This is a genomic window from Kribbella sp. NPDC056345, from assembly GCF_042262745.1.
Classification (GTDB): domain Bacteria; phylum Actinomycetota; class Actinomycetes; order Propionibacteriales; family Kribbellaceae; genus Kribbella.
Genome location: NZ_JBHJQQ010000001.1, coordinates 804676 through 823428, shown reverse-complemented (window position 1 = coordinate 823428; position 18753 = coordinate 804676). Strand labels below are relative to the sequence as shown.

19 protein-coding genes are annotated in these 18753 nt (G+C 65.7%); 12 read left to right on the top strand and 7 right to left on the bottom strand.

What is annotated here, in order from left to right:
* Positions 1–71: 71 nt before the first annotated feature.
* The 3 genes from ACFCV3_RS03795 (at position 72) to ACFCV3_RS03785 (ending at position 3346) form a co-directional block, all read left to right on the top strand.
* Entirely contained in the window at positions 72–1178 is a 1107-nt protein-coding gene (locus ACFCV3_RS03795; RefSeq protein WP_376025813.1) for a sensor histidine kinase, read from the top strand.
* Positions 1175–1825 (top strand): response regulator, encoded by a 651-nt coding sequence (locus tag ACFCV3_RS03790; protein ID WP_376025812.1) that lies wholly within the window; start codon positions 1175–1177, stop codon positions 1823–1825. The genes ACFCV3_RS03795 and ACFCV3_RS03790 overlap by 4 nt, the downstream gene beginning before the upstream one ends.
* A gap of 72 nt (positions 1826–1897) precedes the next feature.
* Positions 1898–3346, top strand: a complete 1449-nt coding sequence (locus tag ACFCV3_RS03785; protein ID WP_376025811.1) for a M1 family metallopeptidase — start codon at positions 1898–1900, stop codon at positions 3344–3346.
* On the opposite strand, the gene ACFCV3_RS03780 is transcribed toward ACFCV3_RS03785, so the two are convergent.
* Positions 3343–3924, bottom strand: a complete 582-nt coding sequence (locus ACFCV3_RS03780) for a TetR/AcrR family transcriptional regulator (RefSeq protein ID WP_376025810.1) — start codon at positions 3922–3924, stop codon at positions 3343–3345. The two genes, ACFCV3_RS03785 and ACFCV3_RS03780, sit on opposite strands and share 4 nt — an antisense overlap.
* A 74-nt stretch (positions 3925–3998) precedes the next feature.
* Here ACFCV3_RS03780 and ACFCV3_RS03775 point away from each other — a divergent pair, with 74 nt between their 5' ends.
* From ACFCV3_RS03775 to ACFCV3_RS03750, 6 genes are all read left to right on the top strand, one after another.
* Positions 3999–4808: an alpha/beta hydrolase family esterase gene (locus ACFCV3_RS03775; RefSeq protein WP_376025808.1), complete on the top strand. Its 810-nt coding sequence runs from the start codon at positions 3999–4001 to the stop codon at positions 4806–4808.
* On the top strand, positions 4808–6304 hold the full coding sequence (locus ACFCV3_RS03770; RefSeq protein WP_376025807.1) for a glycoside hydrolase family 20 protein: 1497 nt from the start codon (positions 4808–4810) through the stop codon (positions 6302–6304). Before ACFCV3_RS03775 ends, ACFCV3_RS03770 begins: the two co-directional genes overlap by 1 nt.
* Before the next feature lie 32 nt (positions 6305–6336).
* Entirely contained in the window at positions 6337–7098 is a 762-nt protein-coding gene (locus ACFCV3_RS03765; protein ID WP_376025806.1) for a FadR/GntR family transcriptional regulator, read from the top strand.
* On the top strand, positions 7085–7828 hold the full coding sequence (locus ACFCV3_RS03760; protein WP_376025804.1) for a creatininase family protein: 744 nt from the start codon (positions 7085–7087) through the stop codon (positions 7826–7828). Before ACFCV3_RS03765 ends, ACFCV3_RS03760 begins: the two co-directional genes overlap by 14 nt.
* Before the next feature lie 88 nt (positions 7829–7916).
* A complete protein-coding gene (locus tag ACFCV3_RS03755; RefSeq protein WP_376025802.1) occupies positions 7917–8846 on the top strand; it encodes an alpha/beta hydrolase family esterase in 930 nt (309 codons plus the stop codon).
* The gene (locus ACFCV3_RS03750; RefSeq protein ID WP_376025800.1) at positions 8843–10375 is read left to right on the top strand and encodes an AbgT family transporter; all 1533 of its coding nucleotides are present in this window, start codon (positions 8843–8845) and stop codon (positions 10373–10375) included. Before ACFCV3_RS03755 ends, ACFCV3_RS03750 begins: the two co-directional genes overlap by 4 nt.
* On the opposite strand, the gene ACFCV3_RS03745 is transcribed toward ACFCV3_RS03750, so the two are convergent.
* The 6 genes from ACFCV3_RS03745 to ACFCV3_RS03720 all read right to left on the bottom strand — a co-directional run bounded on the left by ACFCV3_RS03745 (position 10368) and on the right by ACFCV3_RS03720 (position 15514).
* Positions 10368–10946 carry a nicotinamidase gene (locus ACFCV3_RS03745; RefSeq protein ID WP_376025798.1) on the bottom strand — a complete coding sequence of 193 codons (579 nt, stop codon included), beginning with the start codon at positions 10944–10946 and terminating at the stop codon, positions 10368–10370. The two genes, ACFCV3_RS03750 and ACFCV3_RS03745, sit on opposite strands and share 8 nt — an antisense overlap.
* 19 nt (positions 10947–10965) lie before the next feature.
* Positions 10966–11745, bottom strand: a complete 780-nt coding sequence (locus ACFCV3_RS03740; RefSeq protein WP_376025796.1) for an SDR family NAD(P)-dependent oxidoreductase — start codon at positions 11743–11745, stop codon at positions 10966–10968.
* A 91-nt stretch (positions 11746–11836) separates the two neighbouring features.
* Positions 11837–12607 (bottom strand): ABC transporter permease, encoded by a 771-nt coding sequence (locus ACFCV3_RS03735; RefSeq protein WP_376025794.1) that lies wholly within the window; start codon positions 12605–12607, stop codon positions 11837–11839.
* Positions 12608–12610: 3 nt separating this feature from the next.
* Positions 12611–13387: an ABC transporter permease gene (locus ACFCV3_RS03730; RefSeq protein WP_376025793.1), complete on the bottom strand. Its 777-nt coding sequence runs from the start codon at positions 13385–13387 to the stop codon at positions 12611–12613.
* A complete protein-coding gene (locus ACFCV3_RS03725) occupies positions 13384–14262 on the bottom strand; it encodes an ABC transporter ATP-binding protein (protein ID WP_376025791.1) in 879 nt (292 codons plus the stop codon). The genes ACFCV3_RS03730 and ACFCV3_RS03725 overlap by 4 nt, the downstream gene beginning before the upstream one ends.
* Positions 14263–14389: 127 nt before the next feature.
* The gene (locus tag ACFCV3_RS03720) at positions 14390–15514 is read right to left on the bottom strand and encodes a hypothetical protein (protein WP_376025790.1); all 1125 of its coding nucleotides are present in this window, start codon (positions 15512–15514) and stop codon (positions 14390–14392) included.
* 214 nt (positions 15515–15728) lie between these two features.
* Between ACFCV3_RS03720 and ACFCV3_RS03715 the strand changes: the two genes are divergently transcribed.
* From ACFCV3_RS03715 to ACFCV3_RS03705, 3 genes are all read left to right on the top strand, one after another.
* Positions 15729–17282, top strand: a complete 1554-nt coding sequence (locus ACFCV3_RS03715; protein WP_376025789.1) for a B12-binding domain-containing radical SAM protein — start codon at positions 15729–15731, stop codon at positions 17280–17282.
* Between the two features lie 15 nt (positions 17283–17297).
* Positions 17298–18344, top strand: coding sequence for a glycosyltransferase family 4 protein (locus ACFCV3_RS03710; RefSeq protein ID WP_376025788.1), 1047 nt, complete (start codon positions 17298–17300; stop codon positions 18342–18344).
* Positions 18345–18444: 100 nt separating this feature from the next.
* Complete coding sequence (locus tag ACFCV3_RS03705; RefSeq protein WP_376025786.1) at positions 18445–18753, top strand: hypothetical protein; 309 nt, start codon at positions 18445–18447, stop codon at positions 18751–18753.

Here is an 18753-nt window from a genome sequence, read left to right as displayed (position 1 = left end):
AGGAGCGCAATCTGCGGTAGTACGAAGGTGTTAGACGCTGGGCCGAACGTCGGTGGCGCTACGGTTCAGGTATGCGGCTCGCGTGGTGGGACGGTAAGCGCCGGATCCTGGCGTTCGACGTCCTGTTCGCGTTGCTGGTGGCAACTGGTCTGGTGCTGGAGATCACCAAGAACAGGGAACTGAAGTGGTACACGTTCCCGCTCGTCGCGGTGCCGTTCGCAGCGATGATCGTCCGGCGGCGGTTCCCGTTGCTGTTCATGGCGATCACGCCGGTGGCACAGTGGTGGCCGAGCGTGCAGGTGACGATCGCGGCGTACACCGTTGCCAGCCGCAAGGGTCTGCACTGGCAGACCGCGGTCTCGTTCGTGTACGGCGCTGCTGTGCTGGTGATCTGGCCGTTGAACCGCCAGATCAGCATTCCCGAATCCATCGGCTACATCGTGTTCTTCGACCTGGTGCCGATGCTTGTCGGGCTCTGGATCTACCAGCGCCGCGCACTCCTGACTGCGCTGCGGGAACGTGCCGAGCAGGCTGAGCGCGAGCGGGACCTGCGCTCCGAGCGCGTGGTCGTCGCCGAACGTCGCCGGATCGCCCGCGAGATGCACGATGTCGTGGCGCACAGGGTCAGCGCGATCGCCCTGCAGTCGGGGGCGCTGACGATGACGGCTCCGGACAAGCAGACCGAAGAGGTCGCGGAGGTAATCCGCAAGACCAGTACGGCGGCGCTCACGGAGCTCCGGGAGATTCTCCAGGTGCTGCGGGACGAGCTGCCCGGTGAGCCGGGACACGTGGCTCCCGCGCTGGACGCCGTACCGGTGCTGGTGGCCGATGCGGTCGACACCGGGCTCAAGGTGAATCTGACGCTGCCCGATCCGGTTCCCGAGGTCTCACCGGCGACCGGGCGCGCGGCGTACCGGGTGGTTCAGGAGGCGCTGACCAATGCCACCAAGCATGCGCCCGGGGTGGTGGTGACCGTGAATGTCACGGTGGACAAGGAGAATCTGACCGTTGAGGTGAGCAACCCGCGCGGTGTCCAGCACACGGAGGTGCCGGGTTCGGGGTACGGGTTGCTGGGGATGCAGGAGCGGGTTTCGCTGGCGGGTGGCACACTGCGGACCGGGTGGGACGACGGTGTTTTCAGAGTCCAGGCAAAGCTCCCGGTGAAGGTGGCGGAATGATCAAGGTGCTCCTGCTCGACGACGAAGGGCTGGTCCGCAACGGGATCCGGCTGATCCTCCAGGCCGGTGGGACCGCCGAGGTCGTTGCCGAGGACACCAATGGCGCGAACGTGGTCGAGCTGGTCGAGAAGTACCGGCCGGACGTCGTGCTGACGGACATCCAGATGCCGCAGGTGAACGGGATCGAGGTGACCCGGCGGGTGACCGCACTGCCGGATCCGCCGCCGGTCGTCGTACTGACCACGTTCGATCTCGATGAGTACGTGTACGAGGCGTTGCAGGCGGGGGCGACGGGGTTCCTGCTGAAGGACATCGCGCCGCGGGCGTTGGTCGAGGCGGTCGAGCAGGCCGTGCAGGGCGACTCGATGCTCTCGCCGCGGATCACCAAGCGGCTGATCAGCTCCTACACCGCCCACCCGGCACCGGGCCCTGCTGAGGTCGGCGACGATCCGCTGAAGGACCTGACACCACGCGAGCGTGAAGTGGCGATCGAGGTCGCCGAAGGGCTGAGCAACGCGGAGATCGCCGGCAAGCTCGTGCTCAGCGAGTCAACGGTGAAGGTGCATATCACCCACATCATGGCCAAGCTCGGTCTCTCGAACCGGACCAAGCTGGCCCTGCTGGTGCACGACCTCGGCCTCGCCTAAGACCTCAGGATGACGCCCGGTCCCACCTGAGGGCCGATGATCGCGGGCCCGGGACTGCCTAGTTTTCAAGGCATGTTCAAACGTCTTGTTGCGACAACAGTGGCAGTGTCCCTGCTCGGTCTTCCCGCGGAGGCCGCGCCGGCACCAGGAAATGCGGGGGTCGGTGACACGGTCTGGCCCGAGTTGGGGAACGGCGGGTACGACGTCCTCGACCAGCGGCTCGACTTCCGGTTCGCGAAAGGTCTGAGGTCGTACACGGCGACCACCCTGCTGTCGGCGCGGGCGACCCAGGATCTGAGCGCGTTCGACCTGGATCTTCTCGGGCCGAAGGTGACCGGTGTGCAGGTGAACGGCGCACCGAGCACGTGGCGGTCGGCACCGAACGGGGAGTTGGTGATCACGCCGGCCGAGGCCGTCCGCAAACACGGGCGGTTCGTGGTCCGGGTCGACGTTCGCAGTGACGTGACCGACGTGACGAAGACCAGCGCCCTGCCGCCCGGTCTGATCTGGCACGAAGGCTTCGTGCAGGCGCTCAACCAGCCGTCGGGCGCGCGGAAGATCCTTGCCGTCGCCGACCATCCGGTGCAGAAGGCACCGGCGACCTTCTCGATCACCGCGCCGGCCGATCAGAACTCGGTGGCCAACGGCAAGCTGCTCAGTGTCCGCTCGAGTGGCGGCAACACCACCCGCGTGTTCCGGGAGCAGCGCAAGATCGCGCCGGAGCTGTTCCAGATCGGGGTCGGCCCGTTCACCGTGCTGAACCGGAAGGGTCCGCACGGCCTTCCGATGCGGTACGCCGTACCGACCAAGCAGCTCGCAGAGATCGAGCCACAGCTGAACTCGTTCGACACCTCGGTCCGGTTCCTGGAGCAGCGGCTCGGCAAGTTCCCGGGGGCCGAGGCCGGGGCCTACATCACTCCGCTCGGCGGCGAGCTGGAGACGCAGGGCCTGACCATGCTGACCGCGTCCCACATGACCAAGGAGGGGTTCGAGCAGAACGGCACCGATGGTGTCGTGCTGCACGAGGTCGCGCACGAGTGGTTCGGCAACTCCGTGTCGCCGCGCCGCTGGTCCGACGTCTGGCTGAACGAGGGCCACGCGGTCTTCTACGAGGGCGAGTACAGCGAGATCACACGCGGCGCGAAGGTCGTCGACTCGGCGAAACACGCCTATGAGGAGCGCGGGAACGCGATTCTCGACAACGGCCCGATCGCGGCGCCGGACCCGGCCAAGTGGACCGGGGACTCGGCCGAGATCCGCCCGTACGGCGATGCGGCGTACGCCGGGGGAGCGCTGGTGCTGTTCGCGCTCAAGCAGCAGGTGGGTGCGAAGACGTTCGAGGCGATCGAGCGGGCCTGGGTACACCGGTACGCGAACTCGACCGCCGGGACCGAGGACTTCATCCGGCTCGCCTCGTCAGTGGCCGGTGAGGATCTCGGCCCGTTCCTGCGGTCCTGGCTCTACGGCAAGACCCTCCCCGCCATGCCGGGGTATCCGGACTGGAAGGTGGGTCCGGCTTAGGGCCCGCTGGTGAGGAGCGCGGCGAGAGCGCGAGCGAACCGCTCCGCGGAGACAGGGCCGGCCGGGCGTCCGTAGTACTCCTCGGCCAGGAAGAAGCCGATCATCGCGGACAGCATCACCTGGGCCGCCGCCTCGGGATCGTCGCGGACGGCCTGAGGCGGCGCCAGGGACAGTACGTCGGCCATCCCGGACTCGATGCTGGCCTCGAAGGCGGTCGAGCGCAGCCGCTCGACCAAATCCGGGTTCCGCCCGCGTTCCCACACCAGGATGTGGATGAGCGGACCGAGCTCGCGCAGGAAGTCCAAGTCGGCCCGGAGCCGCGTGGCGAGCAGTTCGGTGGCCTCGCCGTCGGCCTCGGCGCGGGCCGGCGGCACCCGGTCGCGTGCTCGGGTGAGCTCCCGGTCGACGAGGGCGTCGACCAGCTCGGTCTTGTTCCGGAAGTGCCGGTAGAAGGCCCCGCTGCCGGCGGCGAGGCCGGCCGCGGCCTCGATCGCGGTGACCGGGACCGCGGCGACACCGCGCTCGGCGAACAGCGCGAGAGCCGCGTCGATGATCCGGTCTCGGGTGCCAGTAGCCACAGCGCAACTGTAGACGTAAGAGTGCTCTTACATTACCGTCGGGTATCCCGCCCCCGACTCTCCGGAGAAGTGCCATGCATCGTCTGGTCTTCAGTCTCGCCCTGGTTGCCGGTGCCCTCGTGGCAACGCCGGCGACCGCCACTGCCGCCACGGCTTGCGCGCCCACCGGCGGCACCGTCACCCGCAGCTTCTTCCCCGCCTCCGCCCGCTCCTACAATCTCCGGGTCCCGGCCGGTCTGACCGGCAACGCCCCGCTCCTGCTCAGCCTGCACGGGCTCGGCTCGGCGCCGTTCTTCCAGGAGCAGGCGACCGGCTGGACCGCGACCGCCGACGCCGAGAAGTTCATCGTGGCCTATCCCGCCGGTGACCCGAACTGGAATCTGGCGGTGGGTTCGCCCGACGTCCGGTTCCTCCGTGACGTCGTCGACCGGATCGCCGCCGAGTCCTGTGTGGACCGCTCCCGGGTGTACGTCGAGGGTGGCTCCCTCGGCTCGTGGATGAGTCAGCGGGCCGCGTGCGACGCCGCAGGCACCTTCGCCGCGGCCGCGGGATTCATGGGCGGGTCACCGAACACCTTCGGCGGTTGCCGACCCAGTCGGCCGATCGCGGTCGCGCTCTTCCATGGCGAGAGTGACCCGCTGATCCCGGTCGCGGAGGGTCGCCGTACCCGGGACGAGTGGGTCGCGCGGAACAAGTGTTCGCCGGTGCCCGTGACCGAGCCGGTCAGCGACGGTACTGCCCAGACCTACCGAGGTTGCGCGGCCGGTGTCGCGGTCAGCTGGCGCTCGTACCAGGGCCTCGGTCACGCGTACCCGTCCGGCCCGGCCGGCGCGGACTTCCGCGAGCGCGCGTGGCGATTCCTGTCCGCCCACAGGCTGCCGTGATGAAGCGGATCCTGCTTGCCCTCGTCGCGTTACTGGTCTGCATCACCACGACAACCGTTCCCGCACGGGGCGGAACGGCTGTCCTGCCACCGACGATCCCTGCGGTGCGTGAGTGGCATCCCGGAGGCGTCGGCTACACCTTCACGAGCAGCAGCAAAGTGGTCGCGGTCTCGGCGCTGGCCGGTCCGGCTCGGCTGCTGGCCGAGGATCTTGCCAAGGTGATGAACCGTCCGATCGGCTACGTCGTCGGCGGCCCGGCGGCACCGGGCGACATCGAGCTGCGGCTGGGTACGTCGCCCGGCGGTCCCGAAGGCTATGTGCTGCAGATCGGGCAGGTGCTTGGCGTCGAGGGCGCCCTGGCCGGGGTTCGGCTCGGGACCCGGTCGGTGGTCCAGTTGCTCCGCCAACAGAGCCGCCTGGCCGGTGGCCAGGTGCGCGACTGGCCGACGTACCAGGAGCGGGGATTTATGGTCGACCTCGGCCGGAAGTACCTGAGTCTTGAGTGGCTGCGCACGCAGATCCGCGAGATGGCCTATCTCAAGCTCAACTACCTGCATCTCCATTTGTCCGACGAGCACGGCTTCCGGCTGGAGAGCGCGACTCATCCGGAGATCACCGCCGAGCAGCACTACAGCAAGCAGGAGATCCGGGAGCTGATCGAGTACGCCGGCCGCTACGGCATTCAGGTCGTCCCGGAGCTCGACTTCCCGGGGCACATGCAGACGATCCTCGCCGCTCATCCCGAGCTGAAGCTGGTCGCGGCGAACGGGCAGGTCCAGCACGGAAATATCGACCTGTCGCAGCCGGCGGCGTACGACCTGATGCGCGACCTGATCACGGAGTTCCTGCCGCTTTTCCCCAGCCGTTACTGGCATATCGGCGCGGACGAGTACGTGCAGAACTTCGCCGAGTACCCGCAGCTCGAGCGGTACGCCAAGCAGCGCTACGGACCGGCGGCCACCGGTCAGGACGCCTATCTCGGCTTCGTGAACTGGGCCGACGAGATCGTCCGGGCGGCCGGCAAGACCACGCGGATGTGGAACGACGGCCTCGTCCGGACCGGCGGCACGCTGACGGTGAACCCTGCCGTTGTCGTCGAGCACTGGTCGATGAGCGGGCTGACGCCGTGGGCCGGCCCGGCGTGGCGTCCGGCCGAACTGGTTGCCGCGGGCCACAAGGTGATGAATGCTTCGATCACGCCGACGTACTACACCGTGGGTGGGCTCGGTGCACTGCTCAACACCGCGCCGGCGATCATGTACGACACCTGGGACCCCGGCTTGTTCGTCGACGGCAGCAGGCTGGCGGACAGTCTCGGCGCCAAGCTGCACCTGTGGTGTGATCAGCCCGATCGGCAGAACGAGCAACAGCTGGCCGCGGAGGTGTACCCGCGGCTGCGGGTGATGGCTCAGCACACGTGGCGAAGTCCCACGCCGCCGTTCTACACCCAGTTCGCCGGGCGGATCACCGCTGTTGGCTCAGCGCCGAGCTCTTGACGGCCCGAAAGGCTAAGTGATTTAGTCACTTTGTGACTTACTCAGCATCCGAGGCGCCCCCCAGCCTGTCCGACCGGTTGACCGAGTCGATTCTCGGAATCATCCGGGACGGCGGGCTGGGCCCCGGTGACGCCATCCCGTCGGCCCGCGAGCTCGCGAAACGTTTTGCGATCACCACGCCGACCGTCCGGGAGGCGCTGCGCAAGCTGGAGGCGACCGGTGCGGTCGAGTTCCGGCACGGCTCCGGGACGTACGTCGGCCCGACCATCAACAACGTGGTGCTGGCCAACCCGCACCGGCCGCCGATCACCAAGGAGTCGGTGCTGCAGCTGATCAGCGCCCGCCTGGTGATCGAACCGGCCATCGCGGCCCAGTCGGCGCTCGCGCGTCAGTCGGAGAACCTCGAGCGACTCGAAGCGGCCGTCACGAACGCGCTCGTCCCGCCGGGCGGACCGTCGTTCGCACTGAACTTCCACATTGAGCTCGCCGCCGCGTCCGGGAATCCGCTCCTGCAGGAGGTGCTCGCCTCGCTGCTCAAGGTGCGGGTCCGCGAGCAGCAGCAGATTCGTGCGCTGTACGACAACCGCACCCGCGACCACGAGGAGCACGTCGCGATCGTGGCGGCTGTCCGGGCTGGTAATTCCGAGCGCGCCGAGCGCCTAACCCGTGAGCACCTCAACAACATCCGCGCAGCAGTAGAAGCCGCCGCTGCCCTCGACTCCCCGCCCGCGCTCGGCTCCGCAGCCGTATCCGGCTCCACGCCCGACACGGGAGGCTCCGATGCGGCTCGCTGAAATGACCACCGACCAAGCCGCCGCGGCGGTCCGCACGGCACCGCTGGTGATCATCCCGGTTGGTGCGCAGGAGCAGCATGGTGGCGGCATGGCGATGTCCACCGACACCGTCCGAGCAGTTGGAGTCGCCGACCGCGTAGCCGAGCGGCTGGCCGGCCGAGCAGTGGTGGCACCCGTCGTACCGTACGGCGTCTCGCCGCATCACCTGGCCTTCGCCGGAACCATGTCGTTGTCCCCGGCAACCTTCATGCAGGTGCTCCGGGATCTGATGGCCAGCCTGCAATCGCATGGCTGGAAGCAGTTCCTGGTGGTGACCGGGCACGGCGGCAACAACGCCGCGCTGTCCGTCCTGGCGCAGGAGTACCTCCGCGAGGACCTCACCTTCATCTGGACACCGGTCACCGAAGTGGTGGCCGACCTGATCACCGGTGTCAGCGAGGTGCACGGCCACGCAGGAGAGGCCGAGACCGCGCAGATGCTGTATCTGGCCCCGGAACTCGTCCAGGCCGACCGCCTGGAACCGGGCGCCACCACGCTCCACGAGCTGTCTGTCCCAGCCCGGCTCGCCCGTCGCGGCCGGGGGCCGCGGCTGTCCGTCGGGTTCGACGAGTACCACAAGCGTGGCGTCCTGGGTGACCCCCGAACCGCCACTGCCGAGGCCGGCCGTCTCCTCGTCGAGACCGCCGCCGACCGCATCGCCGCCTTCGCCGACGAACTCCTCTCGGCCTAACCCCCACACCCCACCCCCGCACCGCCCGTATCCCCCCGCTCCCACCAAATGGGGCTGGGGCGGTGGCTCGCCTGAGGAGGCACCCCTGATGAGATTCGCATGCCCGAAAACCCTGCGCCTGAAGACGGTTGGCGCGATTGCGGTGGCGGCCGGCCTGGTGACCGCCGCTACTGTGTTGCCGACGGCAACTGCAGCGACCGCCTCCCGGACCGCTGGCTGCGGCAAGGCCGCGGCCACCGGCGACTACTCCGTGCAGAGCGGCGGTCTGGCGCGCACCTATCGGCTGCACGTGCCGGACAACTACCAGCCGTCCAAGGCTTATCCGCTGATCCTCGTCTTCCACGGCCGGGGCAAGACCGGCGCGCAGACCGAGGCGTTCTCCGACCTGTCGAAGCTCGATGCGGTGGTTGCCTACCCCAACGGGGTGCTAGGGGACGAAGCCAAGCAGGCCTGGCAAGGAGCGCCGTACGCGGCCAAGGGTGTGGACGACGTGAAGTTCACCGCCGACCTGCTCGACCAGCTGGCAGCCAACTACTGCGTCGATACCCGGTCCGTCTACGCGACGGGTAAGTCGAACGGCGCGGCCTTCACCGGCATCCTGGCCTGCCGGATGGCCGACCGGTTCGCGGCGATCGCACCGGTGGACGGCGCGTTCTACATCGAGGGCGGTCGCTGTGCTCCGAGCCGGCCGATCCCCGTTCTCGACATCCACGGCACCGGCGACACCACGATCCCGTACGGCGGCGACGGTCAGCGCGATCTTCCCGACGTACAGACGTGGGTCCGGGACTGGTCGGTGCGCAACCACTGCGATCAGGATCCGCGAGTGTCCCAGCAGGGTGACGATGTCCTCAAGTTCACGTACAAGGACTGCGAGGCGGACGTGGTGCACGTCGCCGTCACGGATGGTGGACACAGCTGGCCGGGTTCCGACGCGACGTCGGGTCCGGGGTATGTCACTCAGACCTTTGAAGCGCACGAGCTGATCGGGAAGTTCTTCAAGGAGCACCGGCGATGAGCACCGCAACCGATACGAAGGAGCTGCCACGCCTGATCCGGGCGATGGCCGTGATCGAGCGGGTCGGCAACGCGCTACCGCATCCGTTCTGGCTGTTCTGGATCCTGTCCGCGATCCTCGCGGTGGTGAGCGCGATCCTGGCCGCGCTGGACGTGTCGGTCGTCTCGCCGAAGGACGGCAAGACGGTCGCGGTCCAGAACCTGCTGTCCGGTGACGGGCTCCAGATGGCCGTCTCCACCGCGGTCTCGAACTTCGCCGAGTTCCCGCCGATGGCCACCATCGTGGTCGTCATCATGGGTGTCGCGCTGGCCGAGCGGACCGGCTTCCTGCAGTCGCTGATGAAGGTGACCGTCTCCCGGGTACCGACCTCGATGGTGGTCTTCGCGGTCGCCTTCGCCGGCACGATGGCGCATGTCGCGTCGGCGGCGGCGTACATCATCCTGGTCCCGCTCGGCGGGCTCGCCTTCCGGGCGGTCGGCAGGTCACCGATCCTCGGCATCGTGGTCGCCTACACCGCGATCGCCTCCGGGTACGACGCCAGCCCGATCCCGACGCCGAACGACGCGATCTTCGCCGGGATCACCGAGGCCGCGGCCAAGACCGTCGACCCGAATGCCTCGGTCTCGCCGTTGTCGAACTGGTTCTTCAACATCGCGTCGTCGGTGCTGCTCGCGCTCGTCATCACGCTCGTCACCAAGCTGGTGCTGAGCAAACGAGACGACTTGGAAGCCGATCCGGATGCCCCTGGTGACGATCCGGACGCGTTGACGCTGTCGTCCCGCGAGAAGACCGGGTTGCTGCGGGCCGCCATCGTGTTCGGGCTCGCCGCGGTCGCGATCGTCGCCGTACTGGCGCCACACAACTCGCCGTTGCGTGGCGAGAACGGCAGCATCGTCGACTCGCCGTTCCTGGACGGGATCGCGATGGTCGTCGCGGTGCTGTTCGGGCTGGTCGGCATCACGTACGGCGTCACGGTCGGCGCGATCGAGAAGGCGGCCGACGTACCGAGGTTGATGGCCGAGGGGATCAAGCAGATGGCACCGGTGCTGGTGCTGTTCTTCGCGATCGCGCAGTTCCTGGCCTACTTCAGCTGGAGCCGGATCGGTGACCTGCTGTCGGCCGAATCGGCCCGCTGGCTGGGTGACCTCGGTGCGCCGACGATCGTGATCTTCCTCGGCATCCTGGTCCTGCTGACGCTGATCAACATCCTCGTCACCAGCGGCTCGGCGATGTGGTCGCTGACCGCGCCGATCCTGGTCCCGATGATGATGCTGCTGGACGTGCCGGCCGAGACCACCCAGGCGCTCTTCCGGATCGCCGACTCGGGCTCGACCGCGATCACGCCGATGAGCCCGTACTTCGTGATGGCGCTGGGCTTCCTGCAGCGCTATCGCAAGAACGCCGGCATCGGCACGCTCGCGTCGTACACGCTGCCACTGGCGCTCGCGATGACGGTCGCCTGGACGCTGCTGTTCCTGGCCTGGTGGGCGCTCGGGATCCCGCTCGGCCCAGGCGCTCCGGTCAGGTGAGTGTGACCCCGGCAGCACGCAGGTCGCTCAGGGCTTGCTCCGTGCTGCCGGGGGCCACACCAGCGGTCAGGGCGGTGAGGACCGTCGTACCGAAGCCTTCGACGCGGGCGTCCAGCGCCGTCGCCCGCACGCAGTAGTCGGTGGCGATCCCGCAGACGTCGACCTCGGTGATACCGCGGTCGCGCAGCCACTCGGCAAGCCCACGACCGCCCTCGTGGGACTTGCCCTCGAACCCCGAGTAGGCGGCCGCGTACTCACCCTTGTCGAAGATCGCGTCGAACGGCTGCGGATCCAGATTCGGGTGGAAGCTCACCCCGTCCGTCCCGGCCACACAGTGCCGTGGCCACGAGTTCACGAAGTCGGGCTCGTCGGAGAAGTGGTCGCCCGGGTCGATGTGGTGGTCCCGGGTGGCCACGACGTACTGGTAGTGACGCTCGTCCGGCTCGGCCTCGTGCCACTTGTGCACCAGCTCGCCGATCCGGAAGGCGACGTCCGCGCCACCGCTGACCGCCAGGCTTCCGCCTTCGCAGAAGTCGTTCTGCACGTCCACCACAATCAGTGCCCGAGTCATGTCCCCAAGGTACAGCCGGTTACTGCTGGAGTAGCGCACCTCCGGTGACGCGGATGATCTCGCCCTGGATCGCGGGCGTCCGCGGCGAGGTCAGGAACAGGATCGTGTCGGCCACCTCGGTCGTGTGCGGCAGCCGCCGCGCACTGAAGGCCTTGGCGATCTCGTCGGTCGCCTCCTGCGGAATCACCCGGTGCTTTCCGTCCTCGAGCGTGATCCCCGGCATCACCACATTGACCAGTACGCCGTCCGCGCCCAGGTCGTAACTCAGGGCAGTCATGAATCCGTGCAGCCCGGCCTTGGCAGCGCCGTACGGCCAGGAACCTGGCAGCGGCCGCAGGGTGACGTCGGTCGACACCAGTACCAACCGCCCGGCATCCGACCGCCGCAATGCAGGCGCCACCTGCTGCACCAACCGGAAGTTGCCTTCAAGGTTCGCCCGCAGCACCTCGGTCCACCAATCCTCGGGCGCGTCCTCGATCTTCTCCGGCCGCCCGTGGAAGCCCAGCTTGCCCCAGTTGACCGCGTTCGCCACGGCCACGTCCAGCCCGCCCCAGCGCTCGATCACCGCCGCCACCGCAGCCTCGATCGACCCCGCATCATTCAGATCCATCGGTACGGCGAACCCCTGCCCGCCGGCCTCCTCGACCTCCGCAACCACCTCCGCAGCCGCCTCCTTCCGCGACCCGTAGGTGATCGCGACCCGAGCCCCCTCCCGCCCGTACCCGATCGCCGCCGCCCGCCCGATCCCGGACGAACCCCCAGTCACCAGCACCGCCGCACCCTGCAGACCCAGCTCCATGAACGCACCCCATGAGATAGTTAGTCGGCTAATACTGAAAACTTAGCCGACTAACTATCAGACTGCAAGCGTCCGGAGCGGTGGTCGGGGTTCACGAGGACCGGGTAAGGATCTTCTGCGTGCGACGAGAGGCTACGAAGACGGCAAGAACCGTCACGGCAACGATGTAGGCGGTCGAAGGAACGAGCGACATGATCGGTGCCGCCGAGACAGTTCCACGAACGAGGCTGATCGCATGATAGAGCGGGGTCAACTCGATCAGGACAGAAATTGCAGGCGGGAGGGACGAGACCGGTACAAATACTCCCGAGAACAGGAACAGCGGCAGGATCGCAAGACTCAGGAACTCAAATTGCTGCCTTCGGCGAATCAAGGTGGCGATAGCGATCGATATGGCACTGAAGTAGACGCCGAGGAAGCAGGCGACGACAGCTGTCAAGAGAACCCGCGGCATACTCATTTGCGCCAAGAATGCCACCGCGACAACGAACGGCAGTGCGTAGGCGATCGCCCGGACAGAGGCGCTGAGAATCTCCCCGCAGGCTATGTCGTAGGGCCGTACCGGCGCAAAGGATGCAACCCGGTAGATACCGGACAAGTGGAGTTTCACAAAGAATCCGTAGCATCCGTCTGCCACGGCCCCGTTCATCGCCGAGACCGCCAGCAGCGCAGGAGCGACAAACTCGGCATAGCTCGACGCGTCATCACCGACCAGTCCGTGCACCGACGCTCCCAGGCCGTAGCCGATGCCGAGCAGGAAGAGAACCGGCTCGATGACCCCCGTGGAGAGTGAGATCCACGAGCGACGCTGCACGGTGAGGTTGCGTTCCAGGATTGGAATCCCTCGAGGGAGAAGCGGCATCGTCTACACCTCCAGCCTATTTCTCAAGGCCGATCTGGACGCCACGGCGCCGGCGGCCATGATCGCGGCGAGATAGGCAATTCTCAGTACCACACCGAGCGCGGACTCGTCCGCTCCGGTTGCCAGCGAAGTCCCGTGCGTGAGAGGTGACACGACGGCGATCTGACGAAGCGGCGCAGGTAGCTGATCGTAAGGAAAGAAGGCTCCCGACAAGAAGGTCATGGGCAGCACGACCAGTCGGGAAACCAAGGCGAGGGTTGCGTCGTGATTCACCCTGACGGCCAGTGCGTACAGCACGGTGGACATCGACATGCCAACTACCAGGCCGGACGTGAACCACCGGGCGGCGGCCGAAAGAGAATCGTGGAGAAACAGCTGGGCTATAGCTGTGTATATCAAGCAGGAAAGGACTAGCCGAAGCCATACGAATGAAACGTGACCAAGACCGATCTCACCGGCAGTCATCGGCGACGTGCGCATCGTCGCATAGGTGTCGGTCCATTTCCAGCATGCCACGACAGGATTCACGGTTGCCGCGACTACCAGCTGCAATGCAAATGTCGGAATCAAAGCAGGGGCAAGATGATCGATGTACGAATCAGAGCCGAACCGGGTTGCGTCGACATGACGCCCGAGCAATTCGCCGATGGCCAGATAGTAGAGCAACGGTGTGACAATCGTGGTCGCCAAGGTTGCGAGGAACATTCCGCGATAATGGAGAGCGTGGTATTCGATCGCAGCGAGCGTTCGCGCAATGCGACCGGCCGGCGTCGCGCTCACCCGGCCCCGTCCCTGAGGCCGCGACCACTGATGGTCAAGAATACGTCTTCGAGCGTCGACTCCCGAACTGCGATGACGGAGTCATCGAGATCCGGAACCAGGTACTGCCGCAGTCTTGCGCGAACTTCTTCGGGGCGCTCGGTGTAGACGAGCCATCTGGTCGGAAGTCGTTCGACCCTGGTGTCGTCGAGAACAGCCAGAGCGGACGGAATGTCCTCCTCGATATATGGAATCTCGACGATGTACTTGTGGGTGTGCTCCCTGACCAGCGCCGCACTCGGTCCATCGGCCACCACCCGTCCGGAGTGCATGAAGATCACTCGCTCCGCAAGTACTTCGACCTCTTCCATGTAGTGGGTGGTCAGGAGGAGGCTGATGCCGGACTGGCGGATCTCGCGCAGCGACTCCCACAGGTCACTTCTTGCCTGGGGATCGAGGCCGGTCGTCGGCTCGTCCAGCATCAGCAGAGCAGGCCGGTTGATCAACGCCCGCGCTATCACCAGGCGGCGCTGCATTCCTCCGGACAAGTCGGTCACCTTGTCGCGCGCACGGTCGGCAAGGCCCATCCTGGCCAGCTCCGAAGCTGCCCGTGCCCTCGCTTCCTGCCGCCGCAGGCCAAAATAGCGAGCGTAAACGAACAGGTTCTCCTCGGCGGAGAGCTCCAGGTCCAGACTGGTATTTTGAGGGCACACGCCGATTCTCTGGCGTATGGCAATCCCATCTTTGCGCACATCCATACCAAGAACGTGCAGCGTTCCCGAGGTAGGCGGCGAGACGCTGCATATCATCCGCATCGTGGTTGTCTTTCCGGCGCCATTCGGACCGAGCAGTGCCACCGACTCGCCCTGCTCCATCGTGAAGCTGACACTGTCCACTGCAGATCGTTTGCCGAATCGCTTCGAAAGGGTGCGGGCCTCAATTGCCGGTGACACCATTGCTGTCCAATCGGTCGCGGGCACCTTCCAGTCGCCACCCGCCGGCCGGGCGGACAGGCGATGGCCTTCACTTGGCCCAGGACGGTGCGCCGGGGCCGGGCAGCACCCCTGGCGAGCGGCTCTGGAAGATCAGGTCCAGCTCCCGGCGCCATTCTTCCATCCCCAGGAACTCTTCCATCTGGGCCTTCTGTGAATCGTCGAGCCACTCAGATACTAGCGCCGCAAAATGTCTCCTGACCAGATCCGGCGAGTAGCGCTGCCAGCTCTGCTCAGCAAGTGACGCTGCACTCTGCCGGGCTCGTTCAGCGGCGTCCAGAAACTCTTCTCCGCCGAAGTCCGAAAAGGACCTGACGCGAACGAGCGAGTCCAGGATCTGGTTAGTGCCAGAGGTGGACTCCCGGACGACGACAGGCGTGCCGAGGCTCAAGGGCTCAGCGACCATACGTCCCCACGAATCCAGCTCCGAATTGACAAGAACCAGGTCGACCGCCGCATAGAACCCGCACATCCAGTCCCATTCATCGCGTTTACCCACCCGGACCCGGACGCGGTCCAGACCGCGGCCCGGCATTCGGCGCCGCCACGAGGCGTACACATCGGCTGCCGTCTCGCCGCCCTGGCCCAGTACCGTACACAGCAGAAACTGATCTTCGGTTGCGGTCTCGGCGAAGGCTGCAACGACTTCTTCCATACCCTTGAGATGCTGGCGGGTGCCACCGACGCCGAAGGCGATCGCGTCGTGCGGAATGTCATATTCGGTGCGGACCTCAAGCGCCGGCACAGCATGGGCCGACCTTGGTTTCAGCGCCAGCGGCAGAGTTCCGACCGGAACATTCTGCAGCTCTGGAACGAGCTCGCGCAGGCCCGCTCTATTCCAATCGCTATACGCGTAGGAGATGATTTCGTGGCCAGTTGAATTCATATCTCTGACCAACGCCGATGGGTCACTTCCGAACGAACTCCAGATCTGGTGGAGTCCGGCGTCCTTTCCGAAGTACTCAAGCTTCCAAACCACTTTGGTTCGCGGTGGCAGCCGTTCGAGAAGATCCACGTTGCATTTGAAGAAGTTGCCCAGCCGGAGGATCAGTGGATCATATTCCAGCACCAGCGCGGCAAGTTCTGAGAACGGCCGTCGGTCATGGCAGAGCAGGTCCAGATTCAGAATGAAGTTTTTGTATTGTTGAACCGGCATTCGCTGCCTCCGATGCTTTCGCCGTGCGGTGACTTTGTGGATCAATAGCGGACCATTGTCGAGCGTAGGCGCCGTGAAGTGCTGTGTGTGACTGCGGAAGATGCACAGTTGGACAGCGCTCGGGCTGTGCGAGCAGGGCTGTTGACGGAGGTCGCGGCCGGCCGTGACAGTTGGTACGGATCCGCCTTCAGGAGGAAGATGAGGGATTCAGATCGTGAAGACGCTTCTTGTCAATCCGCCGACGCTCCACAAGATGCAGACGTTCGAGGATCTGAACTCGGTCGCTGAAGTCGTCCAGGTGCCTTACTATCAGCGCCTCGTGTCCTCCGACGTCGGCACGTCCAGCCGGCGTTCGACATTCCCGGGCGAGCATCTGGGGCTACAGAGCATAGAGGCAAGTCTGTCGGCAGCGGGGCGTGAAGTGGAATTGCTCAACGCGTGTGCGGAGATGCATTCCACCCTGAAGCAGGCATTGGACGCGATACTCGCGTCGGCGCCGGACGTCGTTGGGTTCTCCGGCCCGGTGAACGTGGTCGGTGAGAATGCCTGGTTCGCGCGGAAACTACGCGAGCACGGATTCGCCGGTCACATCACGATCGGTCACGATTTCGCGACGCTGAACGACGAACTGTTCCTGCGCACCTTCGACAACTTTGATTCAGTTGTTCGAGGTGAAGGGGAGCAGACTATGGTCGAGTTGCTCGATGGATTGGAGCTGGGGGATCTCTCGGGTGTGCCGGGCCTGACCTATCGCGATGACCGCGGGCAGATCGTCCGGAATCGCCCGCGGCCGGCCATTGCCAACCTCGATGACCTCGCGTGGGCCAGCCGCAGTGATACCTCCCAGGTCCTCGATTGCCGGATGTCGGCCGCTCTGTGGACCCAGCGCGGCTGTGCCTATCGATGCAACTTCTGTACGACCGGCGAGGTGCCGGACCAGCTTGGATTCCGTGGCTCTGATCGTTGGCGGCGGCGGTCCGTCAAGTCTGTGGTCGACGAACTCGAGAATCTTCAGTCGAGGTTCGGGGTCGATCACGTCACGATTGTCGATGATCTCTTCCTCGCCAAGGGCGAGACCGGGACGTCGCACGCCCGGGAATTTGCCGAAGAAGTTCTCGAGCGCAAACTCGAATTGACGTTCATGATCGACTGCCGAGTCGACGGTATCGACCGGGAGGTGATGGCCCTCCTGGCGCGAGCTGGACTCCGCAAGGTTTTCGTGGGCGTCGAGTCGGCCTCCGAGACTGCGCTACTGGACCTGAACAAGCATTACCACCCCAAAATCATCCGGGAGAGGTTGAGCATTCTCGATGAGCTCGGCGTCACCACCGCCGTAGGCTTCATCTTCCTCAACCCCACCGATTCGTTGGCCGGCCTCCGCTCCAGCTTCGACCTCCTGGTCGACCTCGACCTCCGGACACCGCACCACTTCTTTTCAAGTCTGAAGGTGCATCCGGGCACGACACTCGAGCGGCAACTGCGTGCAGCCGGCCGCCTTGAAGGCACTTTCCCGTTCTTCAAGGCCGTGTATACCGATGCGCGCGTCGCGCGTGTCGCGCGCATCCTTGGTGAGGTGGCTGCACTGACGAACGTGGGTGGGACGGCTCTGGATGCCGAGACCTTCTATCACGCGTTCGTCAGATGGTTTCCGACGCTGCTCGAGGCCTGTCAGGACGGCAGCGGCGACGATCGCGAAGTTCTTGGCTCACTGCTGGCTGAGCTCGGCCTTCCATCGGCACATCTCGGCGAATGTGCCCACGATGCTTGAGTGCAGGAGGCAGTGATGCGCATCGGACTCCTCGCGCCGACGAGCGCCTCCGTTCCACCTGCTGGTTACGGGCCGATCGAATACATGATAGATGTTCTCGCGCGGGGCCTGTCCGAAAAAGGGCACGACGTGATTCTCTGGGCGTCACGCGACTCGCAGTGCCCGGTTGAACTGCGGGGAATTGTGCCGCAAGCGAAGCGGAACCGGACCGCCGGCCGCCAGAAGTCGTCCAGGGCGGTAGATCTGTCGCATGTCGAGTATGCCTACCGCAGCTCGGACGACCTGGACATACTCCACGACCATACGCTGCTGGGGCCGCCGATCGGCGCTCGTCATACCGGCTGCCCGGTAGCGGTGACCTGGCACGCTCCTTTTGGGCACGCAGCCGATTTTGACGAAGTCTATACGCAAGCGGCAGGACTTCCGGCTGTCTTTCTCTCCGCCGCGCATGCCCAGACGTTTCCTTTTCATGGTGACCATCGCATCATCGGGAACCCGGTTGACTTCGAGAATTTTCCGGCCGGGAACGGCGACGGAGACTACTTCATCTTCTTTGGCCGGATGTCGCCTACGAAAGGCGTTCACCTGGCAATCTCGGCAGCCAAATCCGCAGGCGTACGGCTGTTGATCGCCGGCCCGTGCACGAGTCCCGACGAGCGCAAGTACTTCGAGTCTGCTGTAGCGCCTGAGCTCGATTCTCGCCGGGAATACCTTGGAGCTGTCTACGGTCACGAGAAAGCCAGGCTGCTCGGCGGCGCTCGCGCGCTCCTTGCTCCGATTCAATGGGATGAGGCCTTCGGTATCGCTGTGGCCGAGAGTCTCGCTTGCGGAACGCCCGTCCTAGGTACCTCCCGTGGCTCGTTGCCAGAGCTCGTGCTGGCGGGGGAGACCGGCGCACTATGTGACGACGAGGAAGCTCTTGTGGTTGCCATGCATGAGGTCGGCAAGTTGTCGAGAGCGGCTTGCCGGCGTTATGCGCTCGACCACTTCTCTCCTGAGCGTTTCGTCAGTGCCTATGTGGAGTTCTTCGAGTCGATCCTTCACTCCCGTTCACATCGCTGAGCGGCACTCCGCCGGGCGACCGGCCACCGGCTGCCCGGAGCCTGCCTGACCTGCGTGTCCGGTACTGTCCCGCGCGGGGGATTCATTCGACTGCTTACTGGTGGGGGATCTTGTGAACATCGACTTCGGGGCCGATTCGACGTTTTCGTGGTACGTCGTGCTGCTGTGCATCAGTGGCGTGGCGATGGTGGGTATGGCGCTCGTGAAGAACTCCGGGCAGTCGGACGGGGCGCGGATCCTCGGCGGCGTGGTCGGCGCGGCCTTCCTCGGGTACGGCGTCTTCCTTGGCTTCATCTCCGAGGGGGACAGCTACTGGATGTTCTTCCAGGCGTTCTTTCTGCCGGCGATCCTGGTGGTCAACTTCGTGCGTGGCGCGCTGGCGCGACGGTCGCAGGTCAAGCAGGACTGA

Bases quoted from the DNA above. Each gene is read 5' to 3' on its own strand.
- ACFCV3_RS03795 (WP_376025813.1), top strand. From the start codon at position 72: ATGCGGCTCGCGTGGTGGGACGGTAAGCGCCGGATCCTGGCGTTCGAC.
- ACFCV3_RS03790 (WP_376025812.1), top strand. From the start codon at position 1,175: ATGATCAAGGTGCTCCTGCTCGACGACGAAGGGCTGGTCCGCAACGGG.
- ACFCV3_RS03785 (WP_376025811.1), top strand. From the start codon at position 1,898: ATGTTCAAACGTCTTGTTGCGACAACAGTGGCAGTGTCCCTGCTCGGT.
- ACFCV3_RS03775 (WP_376025808.1), top strand. From the start codon at position 3,999: ATGCATCGTCTGGTCTTCAGTCTCGCCCTGGTTGCCGGTGCCCTCGTG.
- ACFCV3_RS03770 (WP_376025807.1), top strand. From the start codon at position 4,808: ATGAAGCGGATCCTGCTTGCCCTCGTCGCGTTACTGGTCTGCATCACC.
- ACFCV3_RS03760 (WP_376025804.1), top strand. From the start codon at position 7,085: ATGCGGCTCGCTGAAATGACCACCGACCAAGCCGCCGCGGCGGTCCGC.
- ACFCV3_RS03755 (WP_376025802.1), top strand. From the start codon at position 7,917: ATGAGATTCGCATGCCCGAAAACCCTGCGCCTGAAGACGGTTGGCGCG.
- ACFCV3_RS03750 (WP_376025800.1), top strand. From the start codon at position 8,843: ATGAGCACCGCAACCGATACGAAGGAGCTGCCACGCCTGATCCGGGCG.
- ACFCV3_RS03745 (WP_376025798.1), bottom strand. From the start codon at position 10,946: ATGACTCGGGCACTGATTGTGGTGGACGTGCAGAACGACTTCTGCGAA.
- ACFCV3_RS03740 (WP_376025796.1), bottom strand. From the start codon at position 11,745: ATGGAGCTGGGTCTGCAGGGTGCGGCGGTGCTGGTGACTGGGGGTTCG.
- ACFCV3_RS03735 (WP_376025794.1), bottom strand. From the start codon at position 12,607: ATGCCGCTTCTCCCTCGAGGGATTCCAATCCTGGAACGCAACCTCACC.
- ACFCV3_RS03720 (WP_376025790.1), bottom strand. From the start codon at position 15,514: ATGCCGGTTCAACAATACAAAAACTTCATTCTGAATCTGGACCTGCTC.
- ACFCV3_RS03710 (WP_376025788.1), top strand. From the start codon at position 17,298: ATGCGCATCGGACTCCTCGCGCCGACGAGCGCCTCCGTTCCACCTGCT.